The organism is Shinella yambaruensis, from assembly GCF_050859155.1.
GTDB lineage: Bacteria > Pseudomonadota > Alphaproteobacteria > Rhizobiales > Rhizobiaceae > Shinella > Shinella yambaruensis.
In genome coordinates, this window is sequence record NZ_CP150639.1 from 249,737 (window position 1) to 267,244 (window position 17,508).

Below are 17,508 nucleotides of genomic sequence, written 5' to 3' on the forward strand. Positions count from 1 at the left end.
CATGGCGGACCGCACGCTTCGTCCGTCGCCGATCAGCCCCACGGTCGATTTCTCGGCCGAGGGCGTGCAGCACGGTTTCCTGCGCCTGCCCTACAGCCGGGACGATTCCGCCTGGGGCTCGGTGATGATCCCGGTGACGACAGTCAAGAACGGGGAGGGGCCGACGGCGCTCCTCACCGGCGGCAATCATGGCGACGAATACGAGGGCCCGATCGCGCTCTTCGACCTCGCCCGCACGCTGAAGGCGGAGGATGTGACCGGCCGCGTGATCATCGTGCCGGCGATGAACTACCCGGCCTTCCTGGCCGGCACGCGCACCTCGCCGATCGACAAGGGCAACATGAACCGCAGCTTTCCGGGCGCGCCGGACGGCACGGTCACGCCGAAGATCGCCGACTACTTCCAGCGCATGCTGTTGCCGCTCGCCGATATCGTGCTGGACTTCCATTCCGGCGGCAAGACGCTCGACTTCCTGCCCTTCTGCGCCGCCCACATCCTGCCGGACAAGGCGCAGGAGGCGAAGGCCTTCGAGCTGGTGCGTGCCTTCGGCGCGCCGTGGTCGATGAAGATGCTGGAGATCGACGCGGTCGGGATGTACGACACGGCGGCCGAGGAGATGGGCAAGGTCTTCATCACCACGGAACTCGGCGGCGGCGGCACGGCGACGGCGAGAAGCGCCGGCATCGCCAAGAAGGGTGTGGCGAACGTGCTGAAGGCGGCGGGCATCCTCAAGGGCGCCGTCGAGGCGTCCGGGACGACCTGGCTCGACATGCCGGACGGCAACTGCTTCTCCTTCGCCGAGGACGGCGGCCTCATCGAGCCGCTTTACGACCTTGGCGACATGGTAAAGACTGGCGCCGTCGTCGCCCGCATCCATCCCGTCGGCCGTACCGGCGTGGAGCCGCTGGAGGTGAAGGCAAGGATGGACGGCATCCTCGCCGCCCGCCATTTCCCCGGCCTGGTCAAGTCCGGCGACTGCGTCAGCGTCCTCGCCGCAGTCGTCGCGTGAAACCCTGATATCGTCGCCGCAGACCATTTTTGCGGCGACGTCCGGGGTGGTCCTGCGGCAGCGCTTTCCCTGGACAAAGGCAGCCGTCTAACATTTCCTGCGACCGTCAGAACCGCTCCTCGTTCTCGCGCGCCAGTGCTGCGAATGCATCCGAATCGGCAATGTAGCGCTGCCCGACGTCGTCCCAGCGATAGGTCACGGCGATGGTGCGTGTTCCCGGTTCTGGAGCGGTTGCATCGCCGCATTGCTCTCCGGAGCCTGCCGTGCGTTCGGTCACGGTGGCCTCTATATCCGCGAACGGCGCTCCCGTCCCCTGCCGGATGTCGAGCCGCTGCGTGCGCTCGAAGGCGCATGCCCTGTCGTCCAGCGTGGAAATCCTGTCGATGAGTTCGAAGCGGTCTTCGCGCAGGAGTATCAGGGCCGTGGTCGCATAGCCCTGGCTGGAATTGGAATGGGTGCTGCGGGTGACCAGCAGATCGTCACCCTCGCCGACCGCAAGCCGACCCGGTTCGGCAAAGGATGTCCAGCGGTCGAAGGCGACATCGGCCGCGTCGAGAAGCCTCGGCTCACCCGTGACGTCGAAGAGGGCAAGTACGGCAAAACCGGAGGCGCTGTCCCGCGCCTGGCCGAAATCCAGAAGCAGCACCATCCGATCCAGACCACCGGAGCGCGCCGGAAGAGCCGCAAGCTTCAGAAGTTCCGTCGCCTCTGGTCCGGCACTGCTCCACGCTTCGCCGCCAATGTGGCGGACGTCGATCGCTCCGCCGCCGGAAGGCGCCTCGCCGTTTGCGGCGGTCCGGGGCGCGACGAGCCGGATGAGGTCGGCGAAGGTCACATCCTCCCTGCCGGCGACCGAATCCGCGAGATCGGGAAACGACGCCGGTTCGGCGAACGCACGATCAGCCGGCGTCCACGAGATCGCCAGCGCGATCAGCGCCATGCGCAACAGAACAACCATCGTGACGGCTCCCGTGGGATCAGCGTACGAAGAATAGCTTTTTTGGCGGCCCGATAGGGAGCGCCATCGAGCGCGAGCCTGCCTTCCTGTTCCGTCGTGGAGCTCCTGCAGAAGTCTTGGTGTAAAGCCTGCATCATCCCTCGGTTCGCGTGTCATGCGGTCGATTCAGGTTCGGCTCGATGAGGTTGCCGTTCACGGCCTTCTCCACTAGCCGGTGAGCCGGGTCAGATCGGAAACCCGCACCTCATGATGCTCGACGAATTCCGGCCGATCGAGCAGATATTGGTCATCCTCGGGATAGTAACGCGCGACGCCGTAGTCATGGCCGGCAAAGCGGCGGACGGCGTCAAGGTTCGTCCACCAGCTGATGGTCGAAATCTCGCTGGTGCCATCGCCGAGCTCGCGCAACACGATCTGGTAGCCAAGGTTACCCTCGGTCTCGGCATAATGACCAGCGCCCGTCTTCTCCACGTACTGGACGTATTCTTCCGCCTGCGCGGTGCGGATGCGAGCCGACCATTTTCTGAGGATCATCTTTCCTGCCCCTATGTTTCGGTGTCCGGCTGACTTTCGCCGGTGCGGTGTCGCCACCGCTCGCGCCCGTGCGCGAGCCAGACCAGCTCGGGGTCGAGCGCGAGCACTATATCACATCCGGCGCGTCCTGGATGACGTTGGCTATCGCGGTGGCAGGTATTGAGCGGGCGACTGCGCATCGGCAGTTACGGACACGCTGACCGACGAGCCATCGGCGCTATGCTGATGGCTCGTCATCATTCGTCCTGGATCGACTTCTTTACTGTCGTGTCTCGATGGGAATGAGGATCTCGGCAGGCAGCCCATATTTCTCGGCCAATGCCTTGAAGCGGCCGTCCTGTTGCTGGACCGCCAACCCGTCGGCGATGACCTGGAGCATTTCCTTGTTGCCCTTGGCGACGACCATCCCGGTATAGATATCCGTAATGACGGTTTGGACGATTTCCATCGACGCTTCCTTCTGGATTCGTGCGTTTGCCGCGACCGCGTCATCCATCACGAAGTCCATGCGGCCGGTCAGGATCTGGCGATAGGCGGATTCAGCGGAATCGGCGGGCCGGTAGTCGATTGCGGTCAATCCATTCTCGACGCATTTCTGACTTTGGCGCTGAAGGGATTGCGGGGACGAACCGCTCATGTTTGCCGAACCGACGAGGCCGCACACATCGTCGAGCTTCGCGATCTTTTTCGGATTGCCCTTCGGAACGATCACGCTCTGGCCGGCACGTGCGTAGAGAACGAAGTCAGCCTTCTCGGCGCGCTCGGGGCGGTAGTTGACCGAGCCGATCATAAGATCGGTCGAGCCGGCAAACAGCGTCGGGAGCAGGCCGGACCATGCGCCTTTGTAATATTCATACTTGAGGCCGGCACAGTCCATGACGTTCTGGATCAGTTCGGCTTCGAACCCGATCATCTCGTCCGGGTTGTCGGGGTCGGAATAGGCGAACGGCGGCTGCGCCGGCGACGCGGCGATTTTCACGACTTTGCCCGCAAAACCGGGATACTTCTCAGCGACCTTCCCGGGTTCGCACTGAGCGGCGCTCGCAGAGGAGATCGCGGTGCCGAAGAATGCTAGGCATGCAAATGGCAACAACATACGTTTCATGACATTCTCCCTCTTTATTTTTATAACTAGTATACTGGTTTAATAGTAACGCGATGTCAAGCGAGGCGGCCGCGGAAAGTGATTTTCGGCTGTTGCGAACGGAAAAGCCGCTGCGGTGGATCACTCGCCGCCTGCCTGAACCGGATTGGGCCGACGCTTCTCGATCGCGTATTTCAAGAGAGCCGCGCTGCGGAAGATGCCGTGGGCGAACTTGCCGTAGGGCAATGTGAGGAAGAAGCCCATGACGAACCCGAGATGGACGGCGAGAAGCAGCGGCATTGCGGCGGTGTCTCTCCATGCCAGCAGCGCGAGCCCTGTCAGGCTCACGAAGAACAGAAGCGCTATGAAACCTCGATCCATCGTTTTCTGCGTCTCATCGGCCTGCATCGGATTACGCCGGATATTGAGCCAGAACAGCCCCGCGGGGCCGATCAGGAGGCCGATGCCGCCGGCGGTGCCGAGGAGGACCGGCAGGCTGAGGATCGGGTAGGGCGCCTCCATGGCGAACAGGTAGTGGTACAGGGTCGCGACCGACGTCGAGGCAAAGCAGAGCATGAACCCGTAGAACGTAAAATGGTGAAAGCGGCGCCGCCAGAGCGTGAACGCGTCGTCTTCATTGTTGCAGCCGTCACGGTGGCCTCCGTCGAGATACCGAAGCGTCAGGACAGCCCGGGCCGCTTCTCCTGCAGCGTTTGGAAGGGGCACGGGCTTTCCCGGCTCGGATACCTGCCTCCAGAACCGGATGACCCCGATCGCCAGCGCCAGAACAGAAAAGCCGAAGGCGGCACCGAAGAGGACGGCGAGGAGGTTGTGGGGGAAGATCGCGTAGAATTGCCCCTCGAGGCCATGCACGAACAGGCTGCCCTGCATCAGGATCGCACCGATAAGGAACGCCGCGACGCCGAGGCTGACAGCCATGGCGACGGTCAGTCCGTTGCGGCGGTAGAGCACGCCGAGGGATTTCGGGAAGGCATATTCGACATAGGTGTCGCGCCGTACCTGCGCCAATGTCTTCGGCACGTTGACGCCGAACTCATGCGGAGGCGCGTACTGGCATGCATAGAGGCAGGCGGAGCAGTTGTGGCATAGATTGGCCAGGTAGTGCGCATCGGCCACGTTGAAGTCGAGCCGGCGTGTCATGGCTGGAAAGACCGCGCAGAAGCTTTCGCAGTAGCGGCAGGCATTGCAGATATGCAGGATGCGGTCGACCTCCGCGGCGTTCGTCTCGAGTTCGCGCTCGGCATCCGATGCGAGCCTTGCCAGGTCTTCAATTGCGGCCATTTCGAACGCCCTCCATTATGCCGGCCTGCCGAGCGCGGCGGCCGCGGCCCGGGTTCCGGCGATCCGCCCGAAGGCCGTGCCTATGCTCATGCCGACCCCGGCGGTGTAGCCTTTTCCGAGCACATTGCCGGCCATCATCTCGCCGGCGACGAAGAGGTTGGAGCTCGGCTTGTTGCCGAACCGCACCGCGGCCGTGTCATCCACTTTCAGCGAAAGGTAGGTGAAGGTGATCCCCGGCCGCAGGGCATACCCGTAGAAGGGTGGCGTATCGATCGGCAGAGCCCAGTGGGTCTTTGCGGGTACGACGCCCTCCGTCCGGCAGTCGTCGAGGATCGTGTGATTGAACGTGCCCGGCCGGCAGGCTGCATTGTAGCTGTCCAGCGTGCGCATGAAGACCTCGACCGGCACGCCGAGTCTGGTCGCCAGTTCAGGCAGGCTGTCGGCGGTGATCCCCGGGAATACCGGGGGCATGAAGCGTCCGATCACCTTCCTGTCGATGATCGAATAGCCGATCTGGCCCGGTTGCTGGGCAACGAGACGCCCCCAGATGGCGTATCGTTTTGGCCAGAAGTCCTCGCCTTCATCGTAGAAGCGTTCACCATCGCGATTGACGACCACGCCGAGCGAGACGCAGTCGATGCGGGTGCAGATGCCTCCGTCATAGAGTGGCGCGCGCGCATCGATCGCGACGCAATGGCCCTGCGACGGATCGCCGATCATGTCGGCTCCGGCCCGCATCATGTCTTTGAGGAGGACCCCCTGATTGAAGCGGGTCCCGCGGATCAGGAAATTGTCGGCCGGCCATTCGCCGCGATCATTGCGGCCCCAGGCCTCCCGCAGCCATTCCCGGTTCGACTCGAAGCCGCCGGCGGCCAGCACGCAGGCCCTGGCGGTGATCAGTTCCCCGCTTTCCGTGCGAGCGCCGACGAAGCGATCGCCGTCGAGCACGATCCCGGCCACCGGCGTTTCGTAGCGAACACGGACACCAAGGGTCTGGGCACTTCGATAATAGGCATTGACGAGCGCCTTGCCGCCGCCCATGAAAAATGCGTTCGTCCGGGCAACATGCAGCGCGCCCGATAGCGGCGGCTGAAAGCGCACGCCGTGGCGGCGCATCCAGTCCCGGCAATTCGAGGAGGCGCGGATAACGAGACGGGCGAGATGCTCGCTGGTCTCGCCTCCCGTCACCTTCAGCAGGTCCTGCCAGTATTCCTCTTCCGGATATGCCTCGACAAGGACGTCCTGCGGCGCGTCGTGCATGCAACGCAGGTTGCGGGTATGCTGGGAGTTGCCGCCGCGCCACTCCTTCGGCGAGGCTTCGAGCATCAGCACCGAGGCGCCCGCCTCGCGCGCCATCAGCGCCGCACACAATGCCGCATTGCCGCCTCCGATGACCAATACGTCAATCACGATGAAATCCTCACTTCGTGTCACCCGGAACCTCTCATTCGAGGGCACGGGTCATCGGCCGCCCCCGGATGTCCAAGGAACGAGACCATTCACAGTCGGCAGTTTGAGAGGACCCTTCCCGGGGGCGTGCCTGCTCCCCGCACGGCGGAGCGGACCCGTCTGCCCGGCGGTCCTGCGTCAGTCGCGCCGGTCGACCATGCGCAGGAACTGCTTCGTGCGTTCCTCTTTCGGGGTGGTCAGCACCTCGCGTGCCGGACCATCCTCGACGATCACGCCCTTGTCCATGAACACCACCCGATCGGCGACGTCACGGGCAAAGTTGATTTCATGGGTCACGACGATCATCGTCATTCCTGCTTCGGCAAGGCTGCGCATGACGGCAAGGACCTCGCCGACGAGCTCGGGATCGAGTGCCGAGGTCGGTTCGTCGAACAGCATGAGCTTGGGTTCCGTGGCGAGCGCACGGGCAATCGCAACGCGTTGCTGCTGGCCGCCGGAAAGGCGCATCGGCAAGTGGTCCGCATGCTCTTCGAGGCCGACGCCCTTCAGCAACTGCATCGCGCGTTCGCGGGCCGCCTGGGGCTTCATCCCGTAGACCTGGATCGGCGCTTCCATGATGTTCTCCAGCGCCGTCTTGTGGTCGAAGAGATCGAAGCTCTGGAAAACCATGCCGATCTTCGCGTCCGCCCGGGCCTTGGCCAGGTGCTTGGTGGGCACGAGCTTGCCGCGCTTGCGCTCGTAGCCGACATGCTTGCCTTCGACCAGGATCTCGCCGTCGTTCAGGACTTCGAGGTGATTGATCAGGCGCAGAAGCGTGCTCTTGCCGGAGCCGCTGGCGCCGAGGATGGCGACGACCTCGCCCGGATGGACCTCGAAGTCGACGCCTTTGAGAACTTCGAGGTCACCCCTTCCGCGCAGGTGATACGCCTTGTGCACGTTCTTGCAGATGACGAAGGGCGTATCGGCCGTCTCGCGTGCGCTCCTTGACGCACTGGCCGCGAGCACCTTGATGATGGAGTTGTCGTCGGGCTTGGCGGGCGCGTGTTTCGAACTGTCGGCGGCCGTGGTTCCGGCGCCGCCTGTCGCTCCGCCATCGTCTGCATCGACGACCTCGTAGTGCTGGGTGCGCACGCCGGTGACCCAGCGCTCCCAGATGGACGGCTGTTTGCTGAGGCTGCGCAGTTCGGGATCGAGCCGGCGCTCGATGACGAGCTGGCCGAGCGATATCAGCGTCGTCGTGAAGAGATAGAGCGATGCGGCAGCGATGAAAACCGTGAAGAAGTCGAAGTTTGTCGCGACGATCTGCTGTGCGCGGAACGTCAGCTCGTTCACGAAGACGACCGAGGCGAGCGATGTTCCCTTCAGCATCGATATCGTCGCATTGGATATCTGCGGGGTGATCGACCGGAGCGCCTGGGGAATGATGATCCTGCGCAGCGTTATGAACGGGCCCATGCCGAGCGCCGAGGCAGCCACGGACTGGTTTCGCTTCACCGACAGGAGACCGCCACGGATAAACTCCGCCGCAAAGGCTGCTTCGTTCAGGGCGAAACCGATGACCGCCGTCGTGAACGGATCCAGCCGGATTCCCAGCCGGGGCAGCGCATCGAAGATGAAGATCAGCTGCAGCAGGATCGGCGTACCGCGCATGATCCAGATATACACCCACGCCACGCCGCTGATGGCCGGATTCTTCGACATCCTCATCAATGCGAGGGCCAGGCCCAGCGCCAGGCCGCACACCATGGCAAGCGCGGTAATCTGGATAGCGATCCAAAGGCCCGTCAGCAGGTTCACGCTTGTGAGGTATTTCACGATTTCCATGACACGTTCCCTTATCGTTATTAAGGATACTAGTATAACTAATATCCTTGTCAATCGGGATTATGATCGAGACATTGCGAGGTGCCGGGCATGCGCAACCCGGATGAGCGATCGAGACCCCGCAGGTCTAGAAGTCGACAACCACGCCCGCGCCCTTTTCCAGGGCCCGCCGGTAGACATGGCGGGCGATGACCAGATCCTGCACGCCCACGCCCGTGGACTTGAACACGGTCAACCTGTCTGCAAAGGTCCTGTGGTCGAGCTTGCCGTCCGCAAGGTCGCCGATCTCGGCGACAAAGTGATCGGCATCGTAGAGGCCCTCGGAAATGGGAATGAGATAGTCGCCGGCTTCGGCCATCAGCGCGTCCTTGCTCTCGATGAAGATCGCGGCCGCGGCCATGGTCGCGCTGTCCACCTCTCGCTGATCCTTGCGATGCGCTCCGAGCGCGGAAACATGACAGTTTGCGGTCAGCCATTCGCGTTTGATCACCGGATCGTGGGACGTGGTTGCCAGCGACACGAGGTCCGCGCCGCTTACCGCCTCTTCGTTCGATGCGCAGATCGTCACGGTGATGCCGGTTTTCCGCTCCATGACCCCGCGAAACCTTTCCGCAGCTTCCCGGTTCGGATCGTGGACCGTGATCCGCGACAACGGACGGACTGCGGCCATGACTTCCGCTTCCGCCTGACCCATCGGTCCGCAGCCGAGCACCGCAAGGTGGGAAGCCTCCGGCAAGGAAAGGAATTTCGCGGCGAGCGCGGAGCAGGCAGCGGTACGATACATCCCGAGCAGGGTTCCGTGCATGACCGCCAGGAGCCGCCCTTCCGTGTCGCCGAGGGCGATGATCTGCGTCAGGTGACGGGTGCCATCCACGTCCCGGAGCGTGGGATGACTGAAACCGAGCTTTGCACTGAACAGTTCCTCACCGGAGAGATAGCAGGGAAGGCTCGCCAGAAGGCCGCCTGTCCTGCTGGAAAAAACCCGGGTCCTCAGCGGCTGCACCGCCTCGCCCCTGCTCAACGCGGCCATCCCGTCGCCAATCTCGTCGACCAGCTTGTCCAGCTCAAGGCAATCGAGCGTGGCGGCCTTGTCCAAAATCAGTACCATTTGATCTCCTATTGAATGGGTGGCGCCACGAGATTGCCAAGATGGCCGACACGGCTCACCGGCTCGTCGGACGCTTCGATGTCGAGTGGCCGTTCAAACCGGACGGGCGCGAATGGATCGAGGCTGACCGTCGGGGTTTCGCCGAGGATCGCCTGCGCCAGGCTCTCGGTTACCGACGGCGCGATCGCCATGCCGTGGCCGTTGAAACCAGTCGCAATCCACAGACCGGAGACATGCTCGGCCGGTCCGATCATGGCACGGCCGTCGGGCGTGAGGTCGAAGAGCCCGCTCCAGCTGCGCACGATATGCGCGTTCTTGAGGGCCGGCACCAGCCGGATCGTCTCCCTGGAGATCGCTTCGATCTTGCTCGGTTCGACGCGTTGCGGCGCATCCGGAGCGATGTCGCTGGCCGGGCCGAGGCCGAGCAGCAGCGTTCCGCTGGCGGTTTGACAGAAGCTTATTCGTGGCGAGGCGCAGCGAAGGTAGGGACCGGTTACGAAGGGCAGCTTCTCCGTCACCAGGATCTGGTGGAGCGCGAGGCTGATCGGCGTCTTGATTCCAAGCGGCTCGAGGAGGCGGACACTGTCGCCGGCCGCCGCGACGAGGACGCTCTCCGTCGCTATCCGGCCGCCACTGGTTTGAACGGCCGTAACCTTGCCGTGGTCGTGCTCGATCAGGTCCGCGGCAGTTCCGCGAAGGAAGCGGACACCGGCGAGCTTGGCTTGCCGGGCGGCCTCCCATGTGGCCAGCTGCCCGTTGACGTGCCCGTCCTGTGTCGTCAGGAAGCCGGCGACGATGTCCGGCGAAATATGGGGAACGAGTTCGCGAAGGGCGGCGCCCTCGACGATATGCGCATCGAGACCGATCGCCCTGTGGCGGTCGACTTCGATCTGGAAATCGGCGGTGAGGGTCTCGTCATAACTCACCAGCAGGTTGCCGGTCACTCTGTACTCGACCGTCGTCCGGGCGCTTTCTTCGAAGTCCTGCCAAAGGACAAGCGAACGGTTGATGAGATCGCGCTCGACGGCTTCGCGCAGCTGCACACGCAAGTTTCCGCGGTTTCGGCCTGAGCCGTTGTGCGCGATCTCGGCCTTTTCGACGACGCAAACCTGTTTGCCTGCACGGGCAAGGTGCAGGGCGGTCCAGCAGCCGATGATGCCACCCCCTATGACCACGAGGTCAGCGCTCTTGAGATTGGGTGAGTTCGACATTTCCTTCTCGGTCTCCATCGGCGCGCCATTCAAGTCATGCGCCTGTTGCGAGAATAGTGTTAAGAACGCCGTGCCCGCGACGGTCACGCAGGCCAGAAGATCGCCTTTGACTGGAGATACTGCCGCAGGCCGTCCAAGCCCTTTTCACGCCCGAGGCCGCTTTGCTTGTGGCCTTGGAACGGCGTGGAAATCGAAAGGTTCTTGTAGGAGTTGAGCCAGAGCGTGCCGGTTTGAAGCCTGGTGGCGATCTTCCAGGCGCGTTCGATGTCGCGTGTCCACAGGCCGGCTGCCAGTCCGAACGCGCTGTCATTGGCCTGCGCGATCAAGTCCTCGTCGTTCTCGAAGGTGAGAATGACGCCGACAGGCCCGAAAACCTCCTGTTGCGCAATGTCCGAACGGTTCGAAAGCCCGTTCAGGAGGGTCGGGGGATAATAGGCGCCGGCGGCGAGTTTCTCGTCGGTCGGCAGGGCGCCGCCGGTCAGCAGATTTGCGCCGGCGGCCACGGCACGGCTGACATGGGCGTGAACGGTGTCTCGATGGGCGAAGCTCACCAAGGGGCCGAGATGCGTGCCGGGGTCCGCGGGGGATCCGAGCCGTAGGGATCGGGCGATGTCCACGAGCGTTGCGGTGAACGCGCTCGCGATCCGCCTTTCGATGAAGATCCGCGATCCCGCGACACAGCTCTGGCCCGCGCCGGAAAAGATGCCCATCGCGACGGCGTTGGCCGCCTTTTCCAGATCCGCGTCGGCGCAGACGATATGCGGGGACTTGCCGCCGAGTTCGAGAACGACGGGCTTGAGCTGGCGTGCGGCCTCCGCTGCGATGTGCCGCCCGCCGGCCGTGCCGCCGGTGAAGCTGATCATGTCGATACCGGGATGGGACACCATCGCGCGACCGAGCTCGATCCCGCCGGTCAGGACCGATACGATACCGTCGGGGAAACCGGCGTCCCTGGCCAGGGACGCATATTCCAGCCCGATGAGCGGCGTCACCTCCGATGGCTTCAGTATGACGGCATTGCCGGCAGCCAGGATCGGAGCCAGTTTCTGCGCCTCAAGGGTGGCCGGCGAATTCCAGGGCGTTATGGCGCCGACCACACCGACGGGAACATCGACCGCGATATTGAGATAGGCGCCCCGGGAAGGAGGAACCGTGCCCTCCATGGTCTCGCAGGCGGCCGCGTAATAGCGAAAGGTGTTCGCGGCACTTTCCAGAAGGGCGCGACATTCCGCGAGCGTCTTGCCGTTGTCCACCATCTGAACATGGGCAAGCCGCTCGCGATCACGATCGATGAGCTCACCCATCTCGTGCAGCATGCAGGCGCGCAGATGCGGCGCCAGGCCCGCCCAGGACGGTGCGGCGACAGCCTGGCGAGCCGCCCGTACCGTTTCGTCGAGGTCTTCCGCCGAAGCGGACGACAGGACCTCGATGACATCCCCCGTTGCCGGGTTCCTGCTTTCGAGCGGCATGCCGCGGCCCTCGGTCCAGACGCCTGCTGAGAAGAATGGTCGAGTTGCCATGAAGTGATTTCCTCTGGAGGTCGCCGGTGGGCCTGTCATTCCGACTTTGTATATGATACTAGTGCACTCATTAATCGCTGGCAAGTTCCAAAATTCCGTTGACATTACTTATACCAGTATACTAGTAATTTGAAAAGCCTTTAAGCCGGCCAACGGCTGTGGCGGTCCCCAGGAGCGGTTCATGAGCGATGTGTTCGACCCCATTTCCCTTGAGATCTATTGGTCTCGATTGATCTCGATCGCCGACGAGTCCGCGGCTGCCCTGCTGCGCACGGCGTTCTCGACGGTGGTCCGTGAATCCAATGACTTCACCACCGTTCTCATGGATGCGGATTGCAACTGCCTCTCGGAAAACACCGCCGGCATCCCGTCCTTCGTCGGCATGTTGCCGAGCGCGGTCCGCTCGTTCCTTCAGCATATTCCGCGCGAGGAATGGCGGCCCGGCGACTGCATCATCACCAATGATCCGGAAATCGGCTCGGGGCACCTGCCGGACATCACGATGGCCGCGCCGATCTTCTACAAGGATCGCCTGGTCGGCTTCTCGGGTTCGATCGCGCACCTGCCTGACATCGGCGGCGCCGGCTGGGCGGGGGACTGCCGTGAGCTGGTCGAGGAAGGACTTCGCCTCATGCCAGTGAAGTTCATCAGCGAGGGGCGCGAAAACACCTATGTGACGCAGCTTATCCGTCACAATGTCCGCGCTCCCGACCAGGTCATCGGCGACATCTACGCCCAGGTCTCCGCGCAGCGGGTCTGCGCCGCCGGCGTCCGGCAGTTTCTGGAAGACACCGGCATGGACGATCTCGTCCTGCTGTCCGCCGAACTTCGCGCCCGCGCGGAAGCCGCCATGCGCAAGGCGATCGAGGCGCTGCCTGACGGCTCCTGGACATCGAGCGTGCGCGCCGACGGCTTCGACGCCGACGAGACCTTCATCAACTGCCGGCTGACCATTCGCGGTTCGGATCTCGAGATCGATTTCGAAGGAACCTCGCCGCAGATCAATCGCGGCATCAACTCGGTGCTCAAATACACGACGGCATACGCCACCTATCCCATCAAATGCGCCCTCGACCCGGAAAGCCCCCGCAACGAAGGTTCGTTCCAGCCGGTTTCGGTGAAGGCGCCGGTCGGTTCCATCCTCAATCCGATCTTCCCGGCACCTGTCGCCGCGCGCCAGCTGACAGGGCACCTTCTTACCGGCGCGATCTATGGATGCCTGGCGCAGGTCGTTCCCGAGCTGGTCGTCGCGGAATCCGGCAGCGCCCCGACGCTGCGCACCGTCTTTGGCGGCCGCACGCGGGATGGCCAGGCCTTCAACCAGGTTCTGTTCGCCTCGGGTGGTCTCGGCGCCAGCAGCAGGATGGACGGTTACGGCTGCACGGCTTTCCCCTCGAACACCGGCGCCGGCAGTATCGAGGTGCTGGAAAGCGTCTCGCCCTTGCTTGTGCGCCACAAGGAGCTGGCGCAGGATTCCGGCGGCGCGGGCAGGTTCCGGGGCGGCCTGGGCCAGGATGTCGTGCTGGAGATCCAGTCCGACAGCCCGGTCAATATCTCGCTCCTTTCGGACCGCCACAAATACCCACCGCAAGGTCTGCTCGGCGGCCGACCCGGCTCGAAATCGATCGTGGCCCTGTCGGACGGGACGCGCCTGCACCCCAAGTCGCGCAGCGTCCTGCAGCCGGGCGAAACCCTGCACATTCATTTCCCGGGCGGCGGCGGCTTCGGCCCGCCGGCCGACAGAGACCCCGCCGCGATCAAGCGGGACATCGAATTTGGATACGTGTCGCGGGATGCGGCCGAGACGCTCTATGGGGTGCGAAATGACCGCTAATCTCCGTGTCAGGATCGGTGTCGACGTCGGTGGGACATTTACCGATCTCGTTCTCGTCGATGACCGTCGTGGTGTGATCTACACCGGAAAGCAGCTCACCACGCACCAGGACCCCTCGCAGGCGATCTGCGAAGGCGTCGCGCGGATCGTGCGGGAATCGGGGCTCACGATCGATCAGGTCGACGGCATCGTCCACGGCACGACGCTGGTGACGAACACCCTGATCGAACGGAACGGATCGCGCGTCGGTCTTGTGACCACGAAGGGGTTCCGCGATGTGCTGGAGGTCGGCCACGAGATGCGCTACGACCTCTACGACCTCTTCATGGAAAAGCCGGAGCCGCTCGTCCCTCGGCCGCTTCGCCTGACAGTGACCGAACGCATGTCGGCAAAGGGCGAGGTTCTCGAACCCCTCGACGAAGAGGAGGTCCTGGCGGCGGCGAGGCAGCTGGTCGAGGCCGGGATCGATGCGATCGCCGTCAGCTTCCTCAATGCCTTCGCCAACCCCTCGCATGAAACGCGGGCCGCGGAACTGATCGCCGGGGCTTATCCGGACATCCCCGTCACGACGTCCGTCGGCGTTGCCCCGGAAATCCGGGAATACGAGCGGACCTGCACGGCCGCTGCCAATGCCTACGTGCTCCCGCAGATGCGCCGCTACATCAAGGTCCTGCGCCAGAAGCTTCAGGACCTCGGCTTCCGCGGAACGTTGAGCGTGATGCTCTCCAACGGCGGCACGGCCGCGCTCGGCGTTGCCGAGGATGCGCCGATCCAGATGATCGAGTCCGGTCCCGCCGCCGGCGCGATATCGGGCGCCCACTACGCCGGCCTCAGCGACACCGATCATGCGGTCGCCTTCGACATGGGCGGCACGACGGCGAAGATGTGTCTGATCGAGAAGGGCCAGCCCGAACATTCGCAGACCTTCGAAGCCGGCCGCGTTCGCCGTTTCCGACAGGGCTCCGGCATCCCGCTGAAGGTTCCGGTCATCGATCTCATCGAGATCGGCGCCGGCGGCGGCTCGATCGCGCGGCTCGACCGGATGGGCCTCCTGAAGGTCGGCCCGGACAGCGCGAGTTCCGAGCCCGGGCCGGTCTGCTACCGCAAGGGGGGAGAAAACCCGACCGTTACCGATGCGGACCTCATGCTCGGCTATCTCTCGCCCGAATACTTCCTGGGCGGGGAGCTGGAACTCGACACCAGCGCCGTCGAGACCGCCCTGAAAAGGAAGCTAGCGGACGATGCCGGGCTGGAGACGATCGAAAGCGCTGCCGGCATCCATGCCGTCGTCAACAACAACATGGCGGCCGCCACGCGGCGCTACATCGCCGAGAAGGGGCGCGATCCCCGCAAGTACACGCTGATCGCGACGGGCGGCGCCGGACCGGTCCACGCATACGGGCTCGCCAAGGAACTCAAGATCAGCCGCCTGATCATCCCGTTCGGTGCCGGCGTCAGCTCGGCCCTTGGTTTCCTGCTGGCAGCCCCGGCGGTCAATGACGTGCGCAGCCAGATCGTCCTGCTCGATCAGGCAACGCCGGAGGTCGCGGCGGGTCTCTACGGACAGATGCGGGAAAACGCAGTCGCGCAGCTGACGGCGGCCGGTGCGAACCGGGACGAGGTGACGATGAAGTCGTTCGTCGACATTCGCTATCGGGGGCAGGGCTTCGATATCGAAGTGGAGCTTCCGGCCGATTTCCTCGAAGCGGACTTCAGCGCGGGGCTGAAGGCACGGTTCGAAGAAAAGTACGAGCTCCTGTTCGGCCGCCACATCACCGATGTGCCGATCGAGATCGTCTCCTGGCGCCTCACGGCGAGCTGCCCGCGCCCGGAAATCAAACTGCGGTTCGAGGGCCGGCAGATCGACCGGCGCGAAGCCCGCAAGGGAACGCGCCGCGTGCATTTCGGCCAGTCCGGCTTCGTCGAGGCGCAGGTCTACAACCGCTACGGCCTGACGGCCGGGACGACCTTCAAGGGGCCGGCGGTGATCGAGGAGCGCGAGTCCACCGCCGTTGTCGGCCCCGACGCCACGGTCAGCGTCGATCAGCACCTGAACCTGATCGTCGAAATTCAAGATACCAGAGGAGACCTCGTCTAATGGCTAGCACAGTCGAAGTTTTGGCCGACGCCATCAAGGAAAGCGGCACGCCCTTTATCGTCGGCCATCCGGGCGGCGAGACCGTCGAGCTGATGGATGCGGCCAGCCAGCGCGATATGCGCTATATCCTGATGAAGCAGGAGACGGCCGGCGCGATCCTCGCCGCGACATGGGGCGAGATCACCGGCAGTCCGGGCGTCTGCACGTCGACCCGCGGGCCGGGCGCCACGAACATGGTCAACGGGGTCGCCTATGCCTGGCTCGACCGCGCACCGCTCATCGCCCTCACCGATCAGTATCCGGGCGCGACCCTGGAAACCGGCCAGCGCCAGGTGATCAATCATCGGGCGATCTACGATCCGATCACCAAATGGAGCACGACGCTCTATGCGAAGAGCGCGCAGCAGCAGATCCGCCGTGCTCTGAGGGCCGCCACCGCTCCGACGCCGGGGCCTGTTCATATCGACGTTCCGGCGGGGGAAACGACCGCCGAAGCCCCGGAGATGAAGTTTCCGCCGGATCTGCGGCAAAACACGCTGTCGACGATCCCCGTCGAGGAAACGCTGACGCCGGCGCTCGACATGATCCGCCGGGCGAAGCGGCCGATCCTTCTTGCGGGTCTCGGCGTGCTGTGGGACCGGGCATCGGCCGAGCTCGTCGGCTTCGCCGAGGCACTTGGCGCACCGGTTCTGACGACGTCGAAGTGCAAGGGCGTCATTCCCGAGGACCATCCGCTGCGGGCCGGCTGCATCATCGGCGGCCTGATCGAGCGCGATCTCGTCAGCCAGGCGGATCTCATCATCACCGTCGGCCTTGACGCCGTGGAGCTTCAGCCGAAGGCGTGGCCCTACGGCACGCCGCTCCTGAGCCTTGCGAACACTCCGACGCTCGATGCGCTCGTCCCCGCGACGCTCGAAATCCTCGGTGAGATCAATGGTCTCCTCAAGGGGCTGCGCGCCGGCATCGGCGGCCAGGGGGAATGGGGCGAGAAGGCCGCCGCCACGTTCCGCACCGCGGTCATCGACGCCCTGAACGTGCCGACCAAGGGGTTTTCGCCTCACCGCGCGATGGAAGTCGCGCGCGCAGCGCTTCCGCGCGACACGATCGCGACGTGCGATGCCGGCGCAAGCCGACTGCTCGTCGTGCAGAAATGGGAATCCTACGGTCCCCGCGAGTTCCTGACGTCGAACGGCCTCGGTACGATGGGCTACGCGATCCCGGGCGCGCTTGCCGCGCGCCTTGCCCATCCGGGCCGCCCTGTCATCGCTTTCGCCGGCGACGGCGGTTTCCTCATGGCTGTCGGCGATCTGCACACGGCGGTGAAGGAAAAGCTTCCGATCATCGTCATGGTCTTCGACGACCGCGAGATCGCACTGATCCGCATCAAGCAGGAACTCAAGAAGATCAAGCGGTTCGGCATCGAACTGGGCGGTTTGGACTGGGTCAGTCTCGCGCAGGGCTTTGGTGCCGATGGTGTCGTCGTCGAGACGGAAGGCCAGCTGACCGACGCCCTTCAGGCAGCGGTGAAGTCCGGCAATACGACCGTCATCGCCGTTCGCATCGATGGTTCGTGCTACGTGGATCAGTTCAACGCTCTGCGTGAGCTTTAAGGGGCA

Annotated in this window: 13 protein-coding genes; 4 read left to right on the forward strand and 9 right to left on the reverse strand. The window is 64.0% G+C overall.

Annotated features, from left to right (window positions below; all coding sequences use genetic code 11):
* Position 1 precedes the first annotated feature (1 nt).
* Positions 2-1,009 (forward strand): N(2)-acetyl-L-2,4-diaminobutanoate deacetylase DoeB, encoded by a 1,008-nt coding sequence (gene doeB / locus WMC41_RS23550; protein ID WP_244766373.1) that lies wholly within the window; start codon positions 2-4, stop codon positions 1,007-1,009.
* Positions 1,010-1,115: 106 nt separating this feature from the next.
* Here the strand turns inward: doeB and WMC41_RS23555 are convergent, their stop codons facing one another.
* The 9 genes from WMC41_RS23555 to WMC41_RS23595 form a co-directional block, all read right to left on the reverse strand.
* Positions 1,116-1,949, reverse strand: coding sequence for a hypothetical protein (locus WMC41_RS23555; RefSeq protein WP_432349151.1), 834 nt, complete (start codon positions 1,947-1,949; stop codon positions 1,116-1,118).
* 225 nt (positions 1,950-2,174) lie between these two features.
* On the reverse strand, positions 2,175-2,501 hold the full coding sequence (locus WMC41_RS23560) for a hypothetical protein (RefSeq protein WP_432349153.1): 327 nt from the start codon (positions 2,499-2,501) through the stop codon (positions 2,175-2,177).
* A 259-nt stretch (positions 2,502-2,760) separates the two neighbouring features.
* Positions 2,761-3,606, reverse strand: coding sequence for a transporter substrate-binding domain-containing protein (locus tag WMC41_RS23565; protein WP_432349155.1), 846 nt, complete (start codon positions 3,604-3,606; stop codon positions 2,761-2,763).
* A gap of 120 nt (positions 3,607-3,726) precedes the next feature.
* Positions 3,727-4,887 (reverse strand): tricarballylate utilization 4Fe-4S protein TcuB, encoded by a 1,161-nt coding sequence (gene tcuB, locus WMC41_RS23570; protein WP_432349157.1) that lies wholly within the window; start codon positions 4,885-4,887, stop codon positions 3,727-3,729.
* Positions 4,888-4,902: 15 nt separating this feature from the next.
* Complete coding sequence (tcuA, locus tag WMC41_RS23575; RefSeq protein ID WP_432349316.1) at positions 4,903-6,297, reverse strand: FAD-dependent tricarballylate dehydrogenase TcuA; 1,395 nt, start codon at positions 6,295-6,297, stop codon at positions 4,903-4,905.
* A 177-nt stretch (positions 6,298-6,474) separates the two neighbouring features.
* Positions 6,475-8,121, reverse strand: a complete 1,647-nt coding sequence (locus WMC41_RS23580; protein ID WP_432349159.1) for an amino acid ABC transporter permease/ATP-binding protein — start codon at positions 8,119-8,121, stop codon at positions 6,475-6,477.
* Between the two features lie 127 nt (positions 8,122-8,248).
* Positions 8,249-9,229: an ornithine cyclodeaminase family protein gene (locus WMC41_RS23585; protein WP_432349161.1), complete on the reverse strand. Its 981-nt coding sequence runs from the start codon at positions 9,227-9,229 to the stop codon at positions 8,249-8,251.
* An 8-nt stretch (positions 9,230-9,237) separates the two neighbouring features.
* Complete coding sequence (locus tag WMC41_RS23590) at positions 9,238-10,527, reverse strand: FAD-dependent oxidoreductase (protein ID WP_432349163.1); 1,290 nt, start codon at positions 10,525-10,527, stop codon at positions 9,238-9,240.
* Positions 10,524-11,960: an aldehyde dehydrogenase family protein gene (locus WMC41_RS23595; protein WP_432349318.1), complete on the reverse strand. Its 1,437-nt coding sequence runs from the start codon at positions 11,958-11,960 to the stop codon at positions 10,524-10,526. Before WMC41_RS23595 ends, WMC41_RS23590 begins: the two co-directional genes overlap by 4 nt.
* 181 nt (positions 11,961-12,141) lie before the next feature.
* On the opposite strand from WMC41_RS23595, the gene WMC41_RS23600 reads away from it, so the two are divergent.
* From WMC41_RS23600 to WMC41_RS23610, 3 genes are read left to right on the forward strand one after another with little or no spacing between them, the layout of a single operon-like run.
* On the forward strand, positions 12,142-13,794 hold the full coding sequence (locus tag WMC41_RS23600; RefSeq protein ID WP_432349164.1) for a hydantoinase B/oxoprolinase family protein: 1,653 nt from the start codon (positions 12,142-12,144) through the stop codon (positions 13,792-13,794).
* Positions 13,784-15,892: a hydantoinase/oxoprolinase family protein gene (locus tag WMC41_RS23605; RefSeq protein ID WP_432349166.1), complete on the forward strand. Its 2,109-nt coding sequence runs from the start codon at positions 13,784-13,786 to the stop codon at positions 15,890-15,892. The genes WMC41_RS23600 and WMC41_RS23605 overlap by 11 nt, the downstream gene beginning before the upstream one ends.
* The gene (locus WMC41_RS23610) at positions 15,892-17,502 is read left to right on the forward strand and encodes a thiamine pyrophosphate-binding protein (protein WP_432349168.1); all 1,611 of its coding nucleotides are present in this window, start codon (positions 15,892-15,894) and stop codon (positions 17,500-17,502) included. Before WMC41_RS23605 ends, WMC41_RS23610 begins: the two co-directional genes overlap by 1 nt.
* The last annotated feature ends 6 nt before the right edge of the window (positions 17,503-17,508 follow it).